Below are 16,439 nucleotides of genomic sequence, written 5' to 3'. Positions count from 1 at the left end.
GGGCCGCGTCGGCCGCGTACGAGAGCCCCGCCCCCGGCCCCGCGCCGGCGGCGGGGCTCCGCGCGTCACCGGCCCGACGGACCGTGGCCGCCGGGAGGGGAAAACCGGATGACGGCCGACGCCGCCACCCCTTACCGTCGTATCCGTGAACGCACCTCCCGGTGCGAAGACGACGGTTACTTCGGCTGATTTAGGTTCGAATCCTGAGCCGCCCCGCCGCGTGCGGGGCGGAATCGTACCGTCGTCCACTCTTGATCTCGGGAGGCGCGCACGGCACCGGAGCGCCCGGTGCGCCGGCGGCGGTTACTTCTTCCCGAAGCCCTGTCCGCCGCCTACCGAGACCTCGGGCGCTCCGGTGTGCCGACGTCGCCTCCCCGCCGCACGGCCCCCCAGGGGGCGATTCGGGGGAGAAATGAGCAAGTTCAACCGCGGCCGCGCGCAGACGCGCGGCGCGAGCACCGTCACCTACGAGGGCGGCGCCGCCGTCACCCGCGACCGCCGCTCCGAGCTGGTGCTGCTCGCCGTGGTCAACATGGTCGGCGAGCAGACCTTCTACGAGACGGCCGACGAGCGCGACGACCGCTTCCGCACCCTGGTGCACGAGGTCGCCGTCGAGGACGGCGACTGGACCGCCCGCTTCGTCGGCTGGCTGCGCGGCGAGGCCCAGATGCGCTCCGCGTCGCTGGTCGCCGCCGCCGAGGCCGTCTACGCACGCCTGGCGGCCGGGCTGCACGGCGACAACCGCCGCATCATCGACGCCGCGTGCCAGCGCGCCGACGAGCCCGGCGAACTGCTCGCCTACTGGATCGGCCAGCACGGCCGCGCGGTGCCCAAGCCCGTCAAGCGCGGCCTCGCCGACGCCGTCCGCCGGCTCTACACCGAGCGGTCGCTGCTGAAGTACGACACCGCCGGCCACGGGTTCCGCTTCGCCGACGTCCTGGAGCTGGTGCACGCCGCGCCCCACCCGGACAAGCCATGGCAGGGCGAGCTGTTCCGACACGCTCTGGACCGGCGGCACGGACGTGACACGACCCCGCCGGAGCCGCTGCTCACCCTGCGCGCCCGCGCGGAGCTCACGGCCCTGCCGGTGGCGGAGCGGCGCGCGGTACTGGAGCGGCCGGACGCCACCGAGCGGCTGGCGCGCGCCGGCATGACCTGGGAGGCGCTGGCGGGTTGGCTCCAGGGGCCGATGGACGCCACCGCCTGGCAGGCCGTGCTCCCCTCGATGGGCTACATGGCGGCCCTCCGCAACCTGCGCAACCTGGACGAGGCCGGGGTGCCCGACGCGGTCGCCGAGCGGCTCGCCGCGCGCCTGGCCGACCCGGACGAGGTCGCGCGGTCCCGCCAGTTCCCGTACCGCTTCCTGTCCGCCTACCGGGCCGCGCCGTCGCAGCGCTGGGGCCACGCCCTGGACCGCGCGCTGACGGCGGCCACCGACAACATCCCGGAGCTGCCGGGCCGGACCCTGGTCCTGGTCGACACCTCCGGCTCCATGACGTGCCGGGTCTCCGCGCGCTCGGCGATGCGCCACGTGGACGTCGGCGCCCTCTTCGGGGTCGCGCTCGCCCACCGCGGCTGCGCCGTCGACCTGGTCGGCTTCGCCTCCAAGCACTTCACCCACCGGCTGAAGCCGCGGGGAGGCTCGGTGCTGCGCGACATCGAGGCGTTCTGCGCGCGGATCGGCGAGGTCGGACACGGCACCGAGACCGTCGCCGCGCTGCGCGCCGCCTACGACGGGCACGACCGGGTCGTCATCGTCTCCGACATGCAGGCGTTCACCGACTGGAGCGGTGGGCGCTCCCACGCGGTCTCGGACGCGATCCCGGCCCACGTCCCGATGTTCGGCGTCAACACCACGGGCTACGCGCCCGCGTCGATCGACACCACGCGGCCCCGTCGCTACGAGATCGGCGGCTTCAGCGACAAGCTGTTCACCATGGTGGGGCTGCTGTCGGCGGGGGGCGGCCGGGCCGCCTGGCCGTGGGAGGAGCCGCCCGCCGGGGCCACCGCCGCCCCGTAGCCGAGGGGCGGGGCCCGATGTGCCGACGGCACACGGCGCCGTACGGTGGGGCGATGACCGGTCACACTCCCGTACGGCGCGTGGTGTCCCTCGTCCCCTCGCTCACCGAGGCCGTGGCGGCCGGCGCGCCGGAGGCGCTGGTCGGGGTGACCGACTGGTGCAGCCATCCGGCCGAGCTCCGCGCGGAGCGCATCGGTGGGACCAAGAACCCCGACACCGCGCGGATCGCCGAGCTCGCGCCCGACCTCGTCATCGCCAACGAGGAGGAGAACCGCGAGCCCGACCTGGCGGCGCTCCGCGCGGCCGGGCTCGAGGTGCTCGTCACCGAGGTCCGCACCCTGGAGCAGGCGTTCCAGGAGCTGGAGCGGGTGCTGGTGCGCGGCTGCGGGCTGCCCCGCCCCGACTGGCTGGACGCCGCGCGGGCGGCGTGGCGCGAGGTGCGGCCTGCCGCCGCGCCCGCGCGGAGCGCCGTCGTGCCGGTGTGGCGCCGGCCCTGGATGGTGCTCGGCCGGGACACCTTCGCCGGCGATCTGCTGGCTCGTCTCGGCGTGGAGAACCTCTACCGTGACCACGCCGAGCGCTATCCACGTGTCCCGCTCGACGAGCTGAACGCGGCCGGGGCCGATCTGGTGGTGCTCCCCGACGAGCCGTACCGCTTCACCGCCGACGACGGCCCGGAGGCGTTCCCCGGGGTACCCGCCGCCCTGGTCAGCGGCCGCCATCTCACCTGGTACGGGCCGTCGTTGGTGGAGGCGCCGCGCGTCCTCGGCGCGGCCCTGGCAGCGGCGCGCTGAGCACGCCGGCCGCGGGGACGCGCCGGCCGCCGGGGACGCGGGGCCCGCGGGGTCCGTGAGGGCCGGGGCGGATGCTGAGGCCCGGGCGGGCGCGGGATCGTGCTCATGGTCGGGAGCGGCGCCCCGCGCGGGGGCTGTGTTCAGACTCGGGTGCGGGCGGCGCCCGGGGGCTGGTTCAGACTCGCGCGCGCCCAGGGGCTGTGTTCAGGCTCGGGTGCGGGCGGCGCCCAGGGGCTCGGGTTGAGGAGCCCCGGCGGCCGGCCCGGGCAGAGCCGTGGTGGCCGCGGGCTCGGGTTGCGGCGTCGCGGCGCCCGCTCCGGGCTCGGCCTCCACGGTGGTGCCCCCGCGCTCTGGCGGAGTCGTCGCGGCGCCGGGGGTGCCTCCCGGAGCGAGCAGCGTGCCGCGGGCGAGCCCGAGCCCCGTACGGAAGGCCACGATCGCCCAGGCGGCCAGCAGCAGGCCGTAGAGCCCCACGGCCAGCCAGCCCACCGCGTGCACTCCGGTGTGCCGGGCGAGGCCCGCCGCGCCCGTCACGCAGGTGCCGACCGGGAAGGTGAAGCCCCACCAGGTCATCGCGAACGGCATCTCGCGCCGCGCGGCCCGCACCACCAGCGCACCGGCCAGCGCCAGCCACAGCAGCGCGAAGCCCAGCACGGGCGCGCCGTACGCCACCGAGGCGTAGGCGGCGTACGGGCCGAAGGGCGTGCCGTGTACGGCGTCGGCCAGTTGGGCGCCGGCCGTGGTGGACTGCCCGAGCGGCCCCAGGACGAGGAACAGGGCGGGGGAGAGGGCCAGGGGCAGCGGGCCGCGGTGCACCAGGCGCGCGAAGACGGCGGGCAGGATCAGCAGCGTCGCCAGCAGACTCATCCCGAACATCGCACAGCAGCCCAGCAACAACGCCGAACGCCCCTGCCCCGGCGGGAGGTGCGCCGCCAGCGCGGGGCCGGTCGCGGCCGCCACCATGGGCGCCACGACGGGCAGCAGCCACACCGGAGAGGCGTCGCCGGGGGCGATCCGGTGCCGGGCGATCATCAGATACGGAACGCCGACCGCCGCCATCAGGCCGGACATCGACCCGGCCGACCAGAGCACCGCCCCGGCCGTGACGGCCGCGGACGGGCCGATGACGTCCCCGCCCACGGCGAGCGCACCCGCGCCGACCGCGAGCAGCGCCATCGGCGGGCACCCGTAGAACGGCGCGATCGTCGGATCGAGCAGATGGGCCCGCGCCTGGTCGCGATGGCGCAGCCAGTGCGCCGCCCGCGCGGCGAGCAGCACCAGCAGCGCGAGCGCGGAGAGCGCCCAGACGGCGACGAACACCGGCTCCGCGCGGGGCACACGGACCGGCAGCGCCACCCCGGCGTTCGCCACGATCGCCGTGCCCATGACCACCGCGTACCAGTTCGGCCCGAGGTGGCGTACGGACGCCCGCGGGCGGTGCCGGCGGGCGGGGGCGGTGCGGGTGGTGCGGGGCAGGGCGCCTGGAGGCGCGAGGACGCTCATGCTCCCACCCTGCTCGGCGCCCGCCCCCGCCACCAGGGACGACGGTTCTATGGGCACATAAACTGGGTTTATGACTACTCATCCCGTGGCGCACCGCGTCCCCGACCTGGGGGCGCTGGAGCTGCTGCTCGCCGTCGCCCGGCTGGGCAGCCTGGGGCGCGCCGCCCGGGAGCTGGGCATCACCCAGCCCGCCGCGAGCAGCCGCATCCGCTCCATGGAGCGCCGGCTCGGCCTGGCCCTCGTCGAACGCTCACCGCGCGGCTCGCGGCTCACCGAGGCCGGCGCCCTGGTGACCGACTGGGCGCGGCCGATCGTGGAGGCGGCCGAGGCGTTCGACGCGGGCGTGCACGCCCTGCGCGACCGCCGTGACTCCCGGCTGCGGGTCGCGGCCAGCATGACGATCGCCGAGTACCTGCTGCCCGGCTGGCTGATCGCGCTGCGCGAGCTCCGCCCCGGCACCGCGGTCTCGCTGCTCACCGGGAACTCGGCCGCGGTCGCGGAACGGCTGCTCGACGGCGCGGCCGACCTGGGGTTCGTGGAGGGGCTCGATGTGCCGCGGGGACTGGACGGCGCGGTGATCGGGCATGACCGGCTCGCCGTGGTCACCGCCCCCACCCACCCGTGGGCGCGCCGCCGCGGCGACCTCGACCCGGGTGAACTCGCCGCCACCCCGCTGGTGCTCCGCGAGCGGGGGTCCGGCACCCGCCAGGTCCTCGACGCCGCCCTCGCGGCCCACGGCGGCCTCGCCGACCCGTTGCTCGAACTCGCCTCCACCACCGCCGTCAAGGCCGCCGCGATCAGCGGCGCCGGACCCGCCGTGCTGAGCCGTCTCGCCATCCGCGAGGAGCTGGCGGCCCGGCGACTGACCGAGATCCCCGTGGCCGGCGTCCACCTGAGCCGCGACCTCCGCGCCGTGTGGCCCGCCGGACAACGCCCGACGGGCCCGGCCCGCGATCTGCTGGGGCTGACGCGCGGCTGAACCCGCGAGGGCCGGGGGCGCCGCCGTTCCGCGAGCCCGGCGGCGACCCCGGGCTCCCGGCCCGGGGCTACCCCGCCCGTCAGCCCTCCAGGTCGCAGCACGTGTCGCGGCGCAGCCGGCGCCCCACCTCCAGCCAGCGCTCCCGCTCCTCCCGCTCCCCGAGGGCTTCCCCGCGAGGCGTGCGGGGCGTGTGAGGCGAGAGGGGCGGCGGCGTGCCCGGCACGGAGGCGGGGAACGCGCCGACCAGGTCGCGCCGCGCGTACGGCACCCCGCCGCGCAACACCGACACCGTCCGCACCAGCGAGTCGAAGTCGGTGAACGGGTCCCCGTCCACGACCGTCACGTCCGCGACCTTGCCCACCTCCAGGCTGCCCAGGTCGCGTTCGGCACCGAAGACCCGCGCGGGGAGCACGGTGACGGTGCGCAGCGCCTCGACCGCCGAGAAGCCGTAGCGGTGCAGCGCCCGCAGCGCCAGATGGAGGTGGAGCCCGACCGGCACCAGGGGAGCGTCGGTGCCCAGGGCGACGAGCCCACCCCCGTCCAGGACGTTCCGGTATATCCCGATCTCGGTGCGCAGCGTGCCCAGTTGGGCTTCGGTGGGCGGCGTCCCGGCGAGCTGACGCACCTGAGCGGTGTCCCAGGGCGGCATCAGCCGGGTGACCCGCGCGTCCTCGGCCAGGGCGGGGTCGGCGCCGACGAGCGGCAGGGCGGTGAACGGCGTGGCGATGAGTTGGAAGCCCGCCCCGGTGTAGATCTCCGTGAGGTCCTGGTACGCACGACCGGACGCGCTGGTCGCATGCCCGTACTCCAGCCGTTGGGTCGCCTGGAGGTGGGTGGTCAGGTCCTGGCCGAGCTGCACGCCGGGCGAACACAGATGGCTTCCGGTGCGCACTCCGAGCCGCTCGTGCGCGAAGCGCGCCGCCTCCTCCATCACCCAGCCGGGCGCGCGGACGTAGGTCTTGACGAAGTCCCAGTCCAGCGCCTCGCCCCGCTCCAGCGAGCGGCGCAGCCCCGCGCGGGTACGGTGCGCCCGCCCCATGCTGTACGCGACGCGCGGCCCGTCCAGCAGCTCGCCGCAGGTCAGCAGCCGGGGACCGGCCAGCACTCCGGCCGTCACCGCCTCCCGGATCCGTGCCTGCTCATAGGAGAACCCGCCCAGGGAGACCGCCGTGGTGATGCCGTAGGCGAGCTGGAGCGCCGGCTGCCGGCCGCCGTAGGTGTACTGCCAGGGGTGCGTATGGGCGTCCCACAGGCCGGGGAGCACCGTGTGGGCCGAGGCGTCCAGGCGGCGCCCCGCCGCGCGCCCGGCCCGGTGCGGCTCGACGGCGGCCACCCGCCCGCCCCGCACCACGACGTCGACGTCCTCGCGGACCGTGTTCCCGGTGCCGTCCCAGAACCTTCCGGCGTGGACGACGGTGTCGGCGGGCCGGGGCCGGCGGTGGTCGAAGGGGACGCGCACCGTACGGGCCGTGCCCGTGGCCACGTCCATCAGCCGCAGCCGGCCCGCGGACAGGTAGAGCAGCCGTCGGCCATCCCCCGACCAGGAGGGATGGTCGGCGGCCTCGTCGGTGAGCCGGCGCGGCTCCCCCTCGGGCGTGCCGTCCGGACCCACCGGCAGGACCCAGAGCGCGGACTCGGCGATCAGCGCGAACCGCCGCCCGTCGGGCGACCAGACGGGCCCGGAGTCATAGCGGTCGGAGATCGAGACGTGCGGGGCGAGGGCGTGCAGCCGTGAGGCGCCGGTGTCGGCGTCGACGATCCGGATGAGGTTGTAGCCCTCGCGAAACCGCTGGTTCAGGCGGTTTCGATCGCAGAGCGCGACGTACCTGCCGTCGGGTGACCAGCTGGGTCGCCCCGGCAGCCCGCCGCCGCCGAGCGGCGCGGCCAGCAGCCGCTCCGTACCGTCGGCGAGCTCGCGCACGACGAGGTTGCCGGACATGTCGATCGCGGCGAGCCGCGCGCCGTCGGGGGAGAGCGCCGGGTGCACCCGGCCGCCGTCCGCGAGCACCGTCTCCGAGCCGTCGGCCAGCTCCCGACGGCGCACGGCGAGCAGCCCGTCCCGGTCGTCCGCGTACAGCAGCGCCCTGCCGTCCCGGGTCCAGGACGGGCCGAGCACATAGCGGGTCGGATCGGCCCGCACGACGCGCCGCGGAGCGCGACCGCCGGCCACGTCCGCGACCCACAGCGAGTTGAGGGCGGCGAACGCCACCCGGCGCCCGTCCGGGGAGAGCGCGGGCAGGTGCAGCGCCCGGACCGGCCGTACCCCGCCGCCTTCCACGTCGTACCGCTTGACCCGGTAACGGGGCCGGTCGACGGGGAGGGTGGCCGTGAACGGGATGGTCTCCACGGTGGTCGGCGCGGCGGCGCGCGCGGTCCCGGGGACCGTCCTGCGGGCTTCCGCCCCGGCGCTCGTGCCGGCTTCCGGCGCCGCGTCGGCGAGAACAGCGTCCCGGCCCTGGGCGTTCGCATCGGCTTGGGCACCGGCTTGGCCATCGGCTTGGGCACCGCCCTCGGGCCGAGCCGGTGTTGCGAGCCTCATGATCCGGAACCGTCCGTCGACGGTCAGCAGCAGCTCGTCCGCCGACACCCAGCGCGGCGGCACCGGCTCCACATCGCCCTCCACCGGCACCGTGGCCCCGTCGACCACCAGCGAGCAGGAGGCCGCGGGCGTGGGCGTGGTGCGGAGATAGGCCAGCCGCCCGCCGGGGGCCACGGCGGGGAGCAGCAGCTGGGTGCCGGCCGTCGTGTCCACGTGCTCGATCCGCACGGGACCACCGCCGTCGGCCGCCACGGACGCGACCGTACGGGCCTGGAGGGCACCGCCCACCACCTGGCCCCGGACGAAGAGCACCCGCTCGCCGTCGGCCGACCAGACCGGATCGAAGTCCTCCCAGGCGCCGTCCTGGAGGGGACCTTCCTGCCCGGCCACCCCGGTGAGCCGGGTCAGCCGCCCTCCGGCGAGCTCCAGCACCCACACCCGGTAGGGGCTGCCCGCCACCGGGTCGCCGCCGCGCTCGGAGGCGAAGACGATCCGCGTGCCGTCGGGCGACCAGGCGGGTCCGCGGTCGTCCCAGGGGCCGTCCGTCACCTGGCGCAGATGGCTGCCGTCCGGCCGCATCGTCCAGATATGGAATCCGCCGCCTCGGTACGCGCAGACGGCGACCAGGGAGCCGTCGGGGGAGAACACCGGACGGGTGGGCTCCAGATCGACCGGCGTGAGCGCGGTGGCGGCACCCCCCTTGCGGGGGATCGACCACAGCACGTTCTGCACCTCCGCGATCAACCGGTCGCCCGCGGGCGAGAGCGTCGCGGCCCCGTTGGTGGCCGCGCGGAAGGACAGCGTCCGCACCGTCCCCCGGCGTGCCGCGCCGGTGGTGGCCGAGGCCGGGTCGAGGGGCAGGGCGACCGTCGCGCCGGCCGCGGCGGCGGTCCCGGCGGCGGCCTGCAGGAACCGCCGCCGGGAGAGATCGGACAGATGCGTGGACTCCAACGGTCCTCCAGAGACAGGGGAGTTACGGGGGAGTTGCGGGGCTCGCGGGCCGCGGGTGATACCCGGGTCATTCGATCGGTCCATACCACGAAGACCGCCGTTCAACCCCGGACCGCGCGGGCGGGTGGAGTCGGAGCGCCGCCCCGCGCGGCACGCTGACGGCACCGGGGTGGAGCCCTGCTGGGCGACGGCGGGAGTACGCGGAGGCGGGGGTGGGGCAGGGCTGAAGGGCCGCCTTGTTCGGGGTGGGTACGGCGACCGAGGGGCGCTGGCCTGTGGTTTAGAACATGTGAATGAGGAGAGTGTGCTTCCGGTATCCCGACCGGGATCCCTTCCCCTACCCCGCCCACCGGGCTCAGGAGACAATGGCATGTCAGCCACCGACACCGCGTTCCGCACCGACTACCTGGAGACGCCCGACGGGGTGCGGGTGGCGACGTACACGTGGGCCCCGGGGGTGGCGAGGGGACGGGAGGAGCCGGAGCGGGGGCGAACCGGGGCCACCCGGGCGATCGTGCAGATCGTGCACGGGGCCGCGGAGTACGCCCTGCGCTATGACCGCTTCGCCCGATTACTCGCCTCCGAGGGCTATGTGGTGGTCGCCGCCGACCTGCGCGGCCACGGGGCGACGGCGGAGGCGACCGGCGGCTACGGGGTCGTGGGCGAGGACAGCTGGCGACTGATGGTCTCCGACCTGCGCGCCCTGAGCGCCCGCGCCCGCGCCGACCACCCGGGCGCCCCGCTGGTCCTCTTCGGCCACAGCCTGGGCTCGATGCTGGCTCGCGACTACGCCCAGGAGCACGGTGACGAGCTGGCCGGCCTGATGCTCTCCGGCACCTTCCGGACCCTCCCGGGAGTGGAGATCGACGAGCTCGCCGCCCACATCGAACGCGAGATAGCCGAGCGCGGCCGCACCGCGCTGTCCACCTTCACCCCGACCCTCTTCGCCCTGTTCAACGACCCGTACGAATTCGGCACGGGCTTCGAGTGGCTCTCCCGCGACCCGGAGGCGGTCGAGGCGTACGCCGCCGACGAGCGCTGCGGCTTCCCGTTCAGCGCCGGGCTGTCCCTCGACTGGGTGCGGGCCGTCCGCAAGATCAACAACCCCCGGAACCAGGCGCGCATCCCGCCCACCCTTCCGGTGCACATAGCCGTCGGCACCGAGGACCCCTGCAACCAGCGCATGACGCTCGTCTACGAACTGCTTGAGGACTTCCGCTACATCGGCACCCGCGACCTCACCTGGAAGGGCTACCCCGGCGCCCGCCACGAGATCCTCAACGAGACCAACCGCGCGCAGGTGGAGGCGGACCTGCTGGCATGGCTGGAGACCCGCATATAGACGGCTCTCCCACCCGTGCAATCGAAATAGTGTTCGATACTCCCGTATCCGATATCCAAGCAGGGTGCGGCCGGGTGATCAGACGCTCCCCGGCTTGAACACGTCCTGCTCGATCAGCAGCTTGTCGATCCGGGCCTTGTCCACCCGGTTGGTCATCTCCTCGACCTCCTGTCGGTCCCGCACGCACTTGGCCAGCGTGAAGCTCGAGGTCACGACGAACACGAGCCCCAGCGCGAGGAACGCCCGCTCCCAGGTCCCCAGGGGCAGCTTCACGATCCCGTACGCCACGGCCGCCAGCGAGATCCCGAACGAGATCGCCGCCTGAATGAAGAAGGCCGTCGTCGTCGGCCGCTGAATCGATGGAGTCGTCATGCGCGTAGCGTGCTCGCCCCGTGACCCCCGCGCATGAGTACGGCTACTCATCCCACCCTGAGCCCCGAGCGTGCTCCCGCCTCCAGGGTGGAGGCGAGCACCCCCTGAAGTGCGGTATTGTTCTCGTGCGCGGTCGGAACGGGGAAAACCCCGGACCGAACGAGCACCGGGACGTGGCGCAGCTTGGTAGCGCACTTGACTGGGGGTCAAGGGGTCGCAGGTTCAAATCCTGTCGTCCCGACGGTGTTATCGCAGGTCAAAGGCCGTTTCCGATCTTTGGAAGCGGCCTTTGGCGTACGTGTGTTTGCTCCCAGGTGGGAGCCCTCTGGGAGCGCTCGTGCTCCCATGCTCCCAAGACGTCAACTGTGTCCGTTTTTTCCGTCATCCGATCCGGTCGATGTGTCCGGCCGGTCGCGGTGGTTGGGCGCGGTCGTCAACCGTATGTCGCTGTTGTCGCCCGGTCGTGGCGTACGGACGCGTGTGCGGGATGGTTCCCGGGAGCCAATTGCCCCTTGTCGCCCGGGCGGGCGCGGTGACCGGTTCACCGTCGATGGTGCTCCCAGGTGAGGATCCCGGTCCGGTGGTGGGGGAGCGCCCGGTGGCGGGGAGGGTGAGGCATGCGGGCAGCTCACGGCACTCGAGGGCGGCGGTCTGGGGCATTCGGCTTGGTCCATGACGAGCTCTTGTCCCTTGTCTACGGCCTTCTTCTGTTGACTCCCAGAGGTGGGAGCGGCGTTGGTGGCTGTTGTGAGCCGGCGGCCGCCGTCATTGGTGTCATGCGATGGGGATACGACTCGCCTCGGGGGCGGTGGGCGAAGGGGGGTGTGCATCGCAACTGACGCCCCCGCCACGTGGGGCGTGCGTGAGTGACTGGGTCCAGAAGATCGGTCGCGGTTCCGTTGCGGCGGGCCGTGGGCGGCTCGTGGGTGCTGGGCTGCGTGCTGAACGCATTGGCGGGCGAGCTGCCGACAGGGCATGGCTTCCGGGTCTTCGACGACCGAGTCTTCGATGGGGAGGTGGATGGAGCCGGGAGCTACACAGTTGGCGGTGATGCCGGTGGGGCCGAGCTCGCGGGCGAGCACGCGTGTGAGTCCTTCGAAGCCGGCCTTGGCGGAGGCGCAGCGGCCGGACAGTTCGTTGCTCCGCGCGACCGCCAACAGGGGGCTATCACGGCGTAGCAGTCGACGATTCCCTGCGTCACGGCCGTGTCATCTGACGCATGGCCAACCCCGGGCGCGGTCGCCAGCGACCTCATCCGGGCGTAGACGGCGCCTTGTTGGTTTCCCCAAGCAAGCGCACGTTACAGCGTGTCGAGGCGAAGTCACAGGCAGCTTCCTGCAATCTGTATGGTGGTATGACCGGCACTGCAGGGGCATGTGCGTGTAGCGGCCGTGAGCGTGTGACGCTGTCACGATCAGACACGGGGTGGGGCATGAAATTCGATATGGGCAGTACTGCGCTGTCGACCCTGACAACGCAAACCGCAGGTTCGAGCAACGACTTGGGTGTACTCATCAGGCAGTTGGTTGCTGCGGCCGAGCCGCTGGAGGGCCGGTTCAACGGTGCCGGCAAGACGGCGTTTGACACCTTTAAGTTGAACGCTGATGAAATTACTTCAGCATTGAACGGGGCGCTCAGCCAGATTCTGGGCGGACAGTCCGGGATGGACAAGGCGTTCGGCACTGGTGACCAGGAGTCGGCTGACAACGCTCATTCCGCGTTGGCCGCGGCGAACTTCGATGCTGCTCGGTTCTCCGGGCGCTGAGGCAGGGGGACGAAAGCATGGCTAGCCAGGACCGTCGTAGTTACGACTCCGGTGCCTCCGGTGAGGTGCAGGGGAACATCACCGTCGTGATCGCACGGTTGGAGCAGGTGCTCAACGACCGCGACCAGGCGGTGAAGGCCGCGATGGCGGACTTCACGGCGGACGGGGTCGCGGACGAGTACCACGCGAAGGAAGTCCGCTGGAACAACGCGGCCGCTGAGGTGAGGTCGATCATTCAGCTGGTGCGCACCACGCTGGAGAAGAACGACGGGACCGCTCAGCAGACCCTGGCGCGGGCCAAGGCTGCGGTGGACGCCATCGGTTGAGGCGTACGACCGGGCCGCCGCCATTGCTCGGTCATTGCCACACACGGGGCATGCGTAACCAGGGGGAGATATGGACAAGGACTGGGACATCGACCCGCCGGGCGTGCGGGGTGTGTTGCTCAACACCGCCGAGATCATCGGTCAGATCGAGGGTGAGGGTAAGTCCCTCAGCGCGCTGGTGGAGAGCGCCGCTGCGTCATCCGGCACCATCCTCGGCAACGATGTGGCCCGTGAGGGTAAGCCGGTGGTCGGCGACGCGTACGCCAACGAGCTGGGTCTGGTAGCGGTGGCGTTGGCGGAGTACTTCAAGGATCGGGGCGTATGCCTTGAGTACATGGTCGCTCGCTCAGGCAGGTCGCTGGATGGGGCGACGGGGGCGACGACCGCCTACATCGACGGGGACCTCGAGATGGCAGCCGAGGCGCAGCGTAATGCGCTCTTGCCGCCAGAGGGCTTCGAGGCTCCGCGTGTCATTCCGGCCTCGCAGACCGGTGCGGAGTGGCGAGGTGTGTACAAGTCGTGATCAACGTCCAGGGGATTCCGCTGTTCACGGGGAATCTGGAGCAGTTGGAGACGGACGCGCTGGCGTTCAAGACGATCGCGGGCAAGATCCGTAAGACTGGTTCGGATATTCACACCAGTTTCCAGACCATGAAGTCCTTCTACGAGGCACCGGAGGCGGAGCAGCTCTTCGGTACGACCGCTGTGGTGCGGGACACCGCGGACGATTTCGCGGGGGAGCTGGAGTGGATTTGGAGCGCGCTGGACAGCTACGCGATCGAAATCAGGCCGATCGTCGAGAAGCTGAAGTCGCTGGTAACGCAAGCGGCGTTGTTCGTCGACAGTGTGGAGGACGAAGCCGGCTGGGAGAGGGACCAGGACAAGGTCGACGAACACAACGAGATCTTCGATGCCGTGGAAGCTGCGGTGAAGGCATTCCGTGCGGCCGAGGAGCGGGCACACGACAGCATCGCCATGTTGCACGGCGGCACGACACTCAAGGACAAGGCCAAGGCGTACGAGGCGCGTGCGGAGAAGGCTGATAAGCCGGAAGAGGCGCCGTGGGGAAAGCCCGCAGAGAAGAAGTACTCAAAGTTTGACGCCACTCATTACATCTACGAGGGGCTCGAAGGGTTCTTCATCGATGGCGTGTGGGGCACCATCGACGGTCTACTCACTCTCACCGGGTTCCACGGCATCGACGAGATGAAGGCCTCGTGGAAAGGCCTGGCCATGCTCGGCGTCGGCGCCACCGTCTGGATGTCCCCCTACTGGCGGAACAAGCCGGAGGACGCGCTCCCGGAATTTCTGCGCGAGAGCAAACAGGTCGCGAAGGAGACCGGAAAGAGCCTGGTCGCCTACGACCAGTGGAAGAAGAATCCCGGCCGGGCAACCGGAGTGGTGGTCTTCAACGGCCTGACCGCGATCGCCGCACCGACCAAGGCGGGCCAGGCGGCCAACGCTGCCAGTAAGGGCGCCAAGGCGATCAATGCGATACGCCAGGGTGGGCGCCTGGCCGACCCCATGACGTATGTGACGGGGGCACTGGGCAAGGCCGGCAGCGTCGGCAAGGTCAAGGTTGCCGACGTGGTGGCCGGACTGAAGAACGTCTACGCGGGCCGATACGCCGAACTCCCGGACGGTTCACTGCGCTTCGGTGACAACACGGTGGTGCGCCCCGATGGCACGCTTGAACTGCCTAACGGTCAGGCTTACGACAAGGACGGCAGCCTCTATAACGCTGACGGCACGCTTCATCAACACGCCAAGGACGTACCGCAGGAACGATCCGCCAACGAGCGGCTTCAAGGCGAGGACGTGTCCCTCGCGAGAGACCACGAACTCGCCGGAGTGGGCGGGCGTGAGAACGAATTGAACGCCACGAACCGAACTGGCGACAACCCTACGCCTCACGGCAGGAACGAGAACTCAGGCACGGGTCCGCCCGCGAGCCAAGACGTATCAGAGCCGAGCAGCCACGGTTCGGGATCGGGTGACGTATTCAGGGGTGATCGCAGCAGTCCAGTAGCCCACGACGCGCCAGTGACCGGAAGTGGTGGCCATGCTGGTGCAGGTAGTGGGCACGATGGACCCGGTGGTGGCGGGCACGACGGTCCGGATGGTACTGGGGCGCACGGTCAGAGAGGCCAGGACGGACTCCCCAGCGGTGACGAACCACGGCCGTTCGAGCGTGGCGGTGAGGCCGAACAGAAGATCCGGGACCAACTGCGAGGCTCGAAGGTTAAGCCCGGCGACTTGGAGAAGGTGCTGGACAATCTGTCTCGCCACCCCGCCGGTCAAGAGATCGCCGACACAATCGCATCTGGTAGACATACCGGGAGCGAAGGCTATGACCAGGTTGTTTCCAGCCTGAGCCATGCGGACAAGATGGCAGGTGGAATTGAGCAGCTACGACTGGCTGATCGGCTGCAGGCCAGCGGTGTGCGCGATATCGCCTTCGAGGCTAAGGCAGGCTATGAACTCAAGCCCGGGGTCGTTACTGGCGAGCGCACCGATCTCGATGTTGTGGCGCGCGACTCGGATGGGACTACCTACGGATATCAGTTCAAGGATATCCAGAACCCGAAGAAGTTGATCAACAAGATCCTCAGTAACAGAGGGCAGCTGATCGACTCTCGGGCCGACGTGCAGACCTTCGTTATCGACACGAAGGGCACGCTGGAGGATCTGGCGGCCAACAACATAGCTGAACGCTTGAGTGGGCTCTATGGCAGCTACAATATGCAGTTCGTTATTCGCGTCGAGGACGGGACCTTGATGATCCCGCCGGGCGGCAAGTTCACGCCAGGAGGAATTTCGTGATCGCTTCAACTCCCGTTGCGCGGTGGACCTGGGGGCGTGATCAGGATATTGATGACCAGGTCGCGGAGTGCTTCCTTGGACTTAGCGCGGTCCATTCCGTGCTGGTGGAGCGCCGGCTTGCTGTGAGAGGCGAGTCTGCGACCATTTCGATCCCGGCGTACGGAAATCCAGGTAATCAGCTATTCCAGGGAAAAGTCGATTTGGGTGTTCATGCCTCGGCTGAGGACATGGAGAATCTGGTTCGAGAGGTGAAGGCGCGTACGGCCCCGGGGAAGATCGCTAGTGTGGAGGCGTATATCACGTGTGCTGGCGTGCTGCTGGATGGCAACGGCGAGCACATTGAGGGCAAGGTATTCTCGCTCGGTGTATCCGCCATGACTGACTTCTTCAGCGTGCAGCTTCAGACCTACACGGATGCATGGATGCCGTACGACTTGAAGGGCCGGAGGCAGTCAGACGTCTACGCGGCAAACTACCCGCGACTAGCGGCTGTCCTCAGGGATATCTCGGAAGTCCTGGATGCAGAGACAGACCCTGACGACCCCACGTGGTTCGGCAAGCCGACCGAAACGGGAGTGGACAACTACTTCGAAGAGGACGGTTCTGCCTCTGACGTATGGGGGAGCTTCGAAATCCCTTACCGATACAGGGTGTTCCATCATCCGCAAGGATTCGAGCCTTCCGGATACGCGCGTTCGGCAAGTGGACAGGTCGAGTACGTGCCAGTGGTCGGAGAACGCGGAGTGCTTGGCTACCTGTGGGCGTCTGATGCTGATGATGCGGCCAGCTACGAGCCGCGAAAGGCCGCTGAGGATGAGGGTTACGAGGCAGGTCTGAGGTGGCTGGAACGTTTGCAGCAGGCGAAGGAGCACGGCCTGCGGCCTTCTGAAGCACTTTCTGAATTCTCGGCACTTCCCGTCACCGAGGGCCTAGGACGGGTACAGCGAGAAGCTGCCAAGGTGGCCATCGACCTGGCCACGTTGAGGGAACTGGCCAGTAAGAGCTGAGCTGTTCCAGGGATGCCA

Annotated in this window: 13 protein-coding genes and 1 tRNA gene; 10 read left to right on the top strand and 4 right to left on the bottom strand. The window is 70.9% G+C overall.

The window, feature by feature from the left end:
• The first annotated feature begins 412 nt into the window (after positions 1-412).
• Positions 413-2,020 (top strand): TROVE domain-containing protein, encoded by a 1,608-nt coding sequence (locus tag CD790_RS21155; RefSeq protein ID WP_144384881.1) that lies wholly within the window; start codon positions 413-415, stop codon positions 2,018-2,020.
• A gap of 53 nt (positions 2,021-2,073) precedes the next feature.
• Positions 2,074-2,814 (top strand): helical backbone metal receptor, encoded by a 741-nt coding sequence (locus CD790_RS21150; protein WP_144384880.1) that lies wholly within the window; start codon positions 2,074-2,076, stop codon positions 2,812-2,814.
• Positions 2,815-3,018: 204 nt separating this feature from the next.
• On the opposite strand, the gene CD790_RS21145 is transcribed toward CD790_RS21150, so the two are convergent.
• Positions 3,019-4,317 (bottom strand): TDT family transporter, encoded by a 1,299-nt coding sequence (locus tag CD790_RS21145; RefSeq protein ID WP_144384879.1) that lies wholly within the window; start codon positions 4,315-4,317, stop codon positions 3,019-3,021.
• A gap of 70 nt (positions 4,318-4,387) precedes the next feature.
• On the opposite strand from CD790_RS21145, the gene CD790_RS21140 reads away from it, so the two are divergent.
• Positions 4,388-5,296, top strand: a complete 909-nt coding sequence (locus tag CD790_RS21140) for a LysR family transcriptional regulator (protein WP_186319159.1) — start codon at positions 4,388-4,390, stop codon at positions 5,294-5,296.
• 79 nt (positions 5,297-5,375) lie between these two features.
• Here the strand turns inward: CD790_RS21140 and CD790_RS21135 are convergent, their stop codons facing one another.
• Positions 5,376-8,870, bottom strand: a complete 3,495-nt coding sequence (locus tag CD790_RS21135) for an amidohydrolase family protein (protein ID WP_144384878.1) — start codon at positions 8,868-8,870, stop codon at positions 5,376-5,378.
• Between the two features lie 286 nt (positions 8,871-9,156).
• Between CD790_RS21135 and CD790_RS21130 the strand changes: the two genes are divergently transcribed.
• Positions 9,157-10,128, top strand: coding sequence for an alpha/beta fold hydrolase (locus CD790_RS21130; protein WP_144384877.1), 972 nt, complete (start codon positions 9,157-9,159; stop codon positions 10,126-10,128).
• 78 nt (positions 10,129-10,206) lie between these two features.
• Here CD790_RS21130 and CD790_RS21125 read toward each other — a convergent pair whose 3' ends face one another.
• Positions 10,207-10,500, bottom strand: a complete 294-nt coding sequence (locus CD790_RS21125) for a YiaA/YiaB family inner membrane protein (protein ID WP_186319158.1) — start codon at positions 10,498-10,500, stop codon at positions 10,207-10,209.
• A 167-nt stretch (positions 10,501-10,667) separates the two neighbouring features.
• Here CD790_RS21125 and CD790_RS21120 point away from each other — a divergent pair.
• A tRNA-Pro gene (locus CD790_RS21120) sits at positions 10,668-10,741 on the top strand.
• A gap of 118 nt (positions 10,742-10,859) precedes the next feature.
• Here CD790_RS21120 and CD790_RS36620 read toward each other — a convergent pair.
• Positions 10,860-11,657, bottom strand: a complete 798-nt coding sequence (locus tag CD790_RS36620; protein ID WP_313956523.1) for an SDR family oxidoreductase — start codon at positions 11,655-11,657, stop codon at positions 10,860-10,862.
• A gap of 275 nt (positions 11,658-11,932) precedes the next feature.
• Here CD790_RS36620 and CD790_RS21110 point away from each other — a divergent pair, with 275 nt between their 5' ends.
• From CD790_RS21110 to CD790_RS36020, 5 genes are all read left to right on the top strand, one after another.
• Entirely contained in the window at positions 11,933-12,265 is a 333-nt protein-coding gene (locus tag CD790_RS21110) for a hypothetical protein (RefSeq protein ID WP_144384876.1), read from the top strand.
• Positions 12,266-12,282: 17 nt separating this feature from the next.
• On the top strand, positions 12,283-12,591 hold the full coding sequence (locus CD790_RS21105; RefSeq protein WP_144384875.1) for a pore-forming ESAT-6 family protein: 309 nt from the start codon (positions 12,283-12,285) through the stop codon (positions 12,589-12,591).
• Between the two features lie 70 nt (positions 12,592-12,661).
• Positions 12,662-13,114 carry a DUF6507 family protein gene (locus CD790_RS21100; RefSeq protein WP_144384874.1) on the top strand — a complete coding sequence of 151 codons (453 nt, stop codon included), beginning with the start codon at positions 12,662-12,664 and terminating at the stop codon, positions 13,112-13,114.
• Complete coding sequence (locus CD790_RS21095) at positions 13,111-15,414, top strand: hypothetical protein (protein WP_144384873.1); 2,304 nt, start codon at positions 13,111-13,113, stop codon at positions 15,412-15,414. Before CD790_RS21100 ends, CD790_RS21095 begins: the two co-directional genes overlap by 4 nt.
• The gene (locus tag CD790_RS36020; RefSeq protein WP_260867749.1) at positions 15,411-16,421 is read left to right on the top strand and encodes a hypothetical protein; all 1,011 of its coding nucleotides are present in this window, start codon (positions 15,411-15,413) and stop codon (positions 16,419-16,421) included. The genes CD790_RS21095 and CD790_RS36020 overlap by 4 nt, the downstream gene beginning before the upstream one ends.
• Positions 16,422-16,439: the final 18 nt, after the last annotated feature.

The sequence above is a fragment of the Streptomyces sp. SAJ15 genome (genome assembly GCF_007595705.1).
Taxonomy (GTDB): Bacteria; Actinomycetota; Actinomycetes; order Streptomycetales; family Streptomycetaceae; genus Streptomyces.
The sequence above is the reverse complement of the archived record's forward strand: the minus strand, read 5'-3'. Positions and strand labels throughout refer to the sequence as shown.

Coding starts and splice junctions, on each gene's coding strand:
- CD790_RS21130 (WP_144384877.1), top strand. CDS start 9,157: ATGTCAGCCACCGACACCGCGTTCCGCACCGACTACCTGGAGACGCCC.
- CD790_RS21145 (WP_144384879.1), bottom strand. CDS start 4,317: ATGAGCGTCCTCGCGCCTCCAGGCGCCCTGCCCCGCACCACCCGCACC.
- CD790_RS21150 (WP_144384880.1), top strand. CDS start 2,074: ATGACCGGTCACACTCCCGTACGGCGCGTGGTGTCCCTCGTCCCCTCG.
- CD790_RS21105 (WP_144384875.1), top strand. CDS start 12,283: ATGGCTAGCCAGGACCGTCGTAGTTACGACTCCGGTGCCTCCGGTGAG.
- CD790_RS21125 (WP_186319158.1), bottom strand. CDS start 10,500: ATGACGACTCCATCGATTCAGCGGCCGACGACGACGGCCTTCTTCATT.
- CD790_RS21155 (WP_144384881.1), top strand. CDS start 413: ATGAGCAAGTTCAACCGCGGCCGCGCGCAGACGCGCGGCGCGAGCACC.
- CD790_RS21135 (WP_144384878.1), bottom strand. CDS start 8,870: ATGGACCGATCGAATGACCCGGGTATCACCCGCGGCCCGCGAGCCCCG.
- CD790_RS21140 (WP_186319159.1), top strand. CDS start 4,388: ATGACTACTCATCCCGTGGCGCACCGCGTCCCCGACCTGGGGGCGCTG.
- CD790_RS21110 (WP_144384876.1), top strand. CDS start 11,933: ATGAAATTCGATATGGGCAGTACTGCGCTGTCGACCCTGACAACGCAA.
- CD790_RS21100 (WP_144384874.1), top strand. CDS start 12,662: ATGGACAAGGACTGGGACATCGACCCGCCGGGCGTGCGGGGTGTGTTG.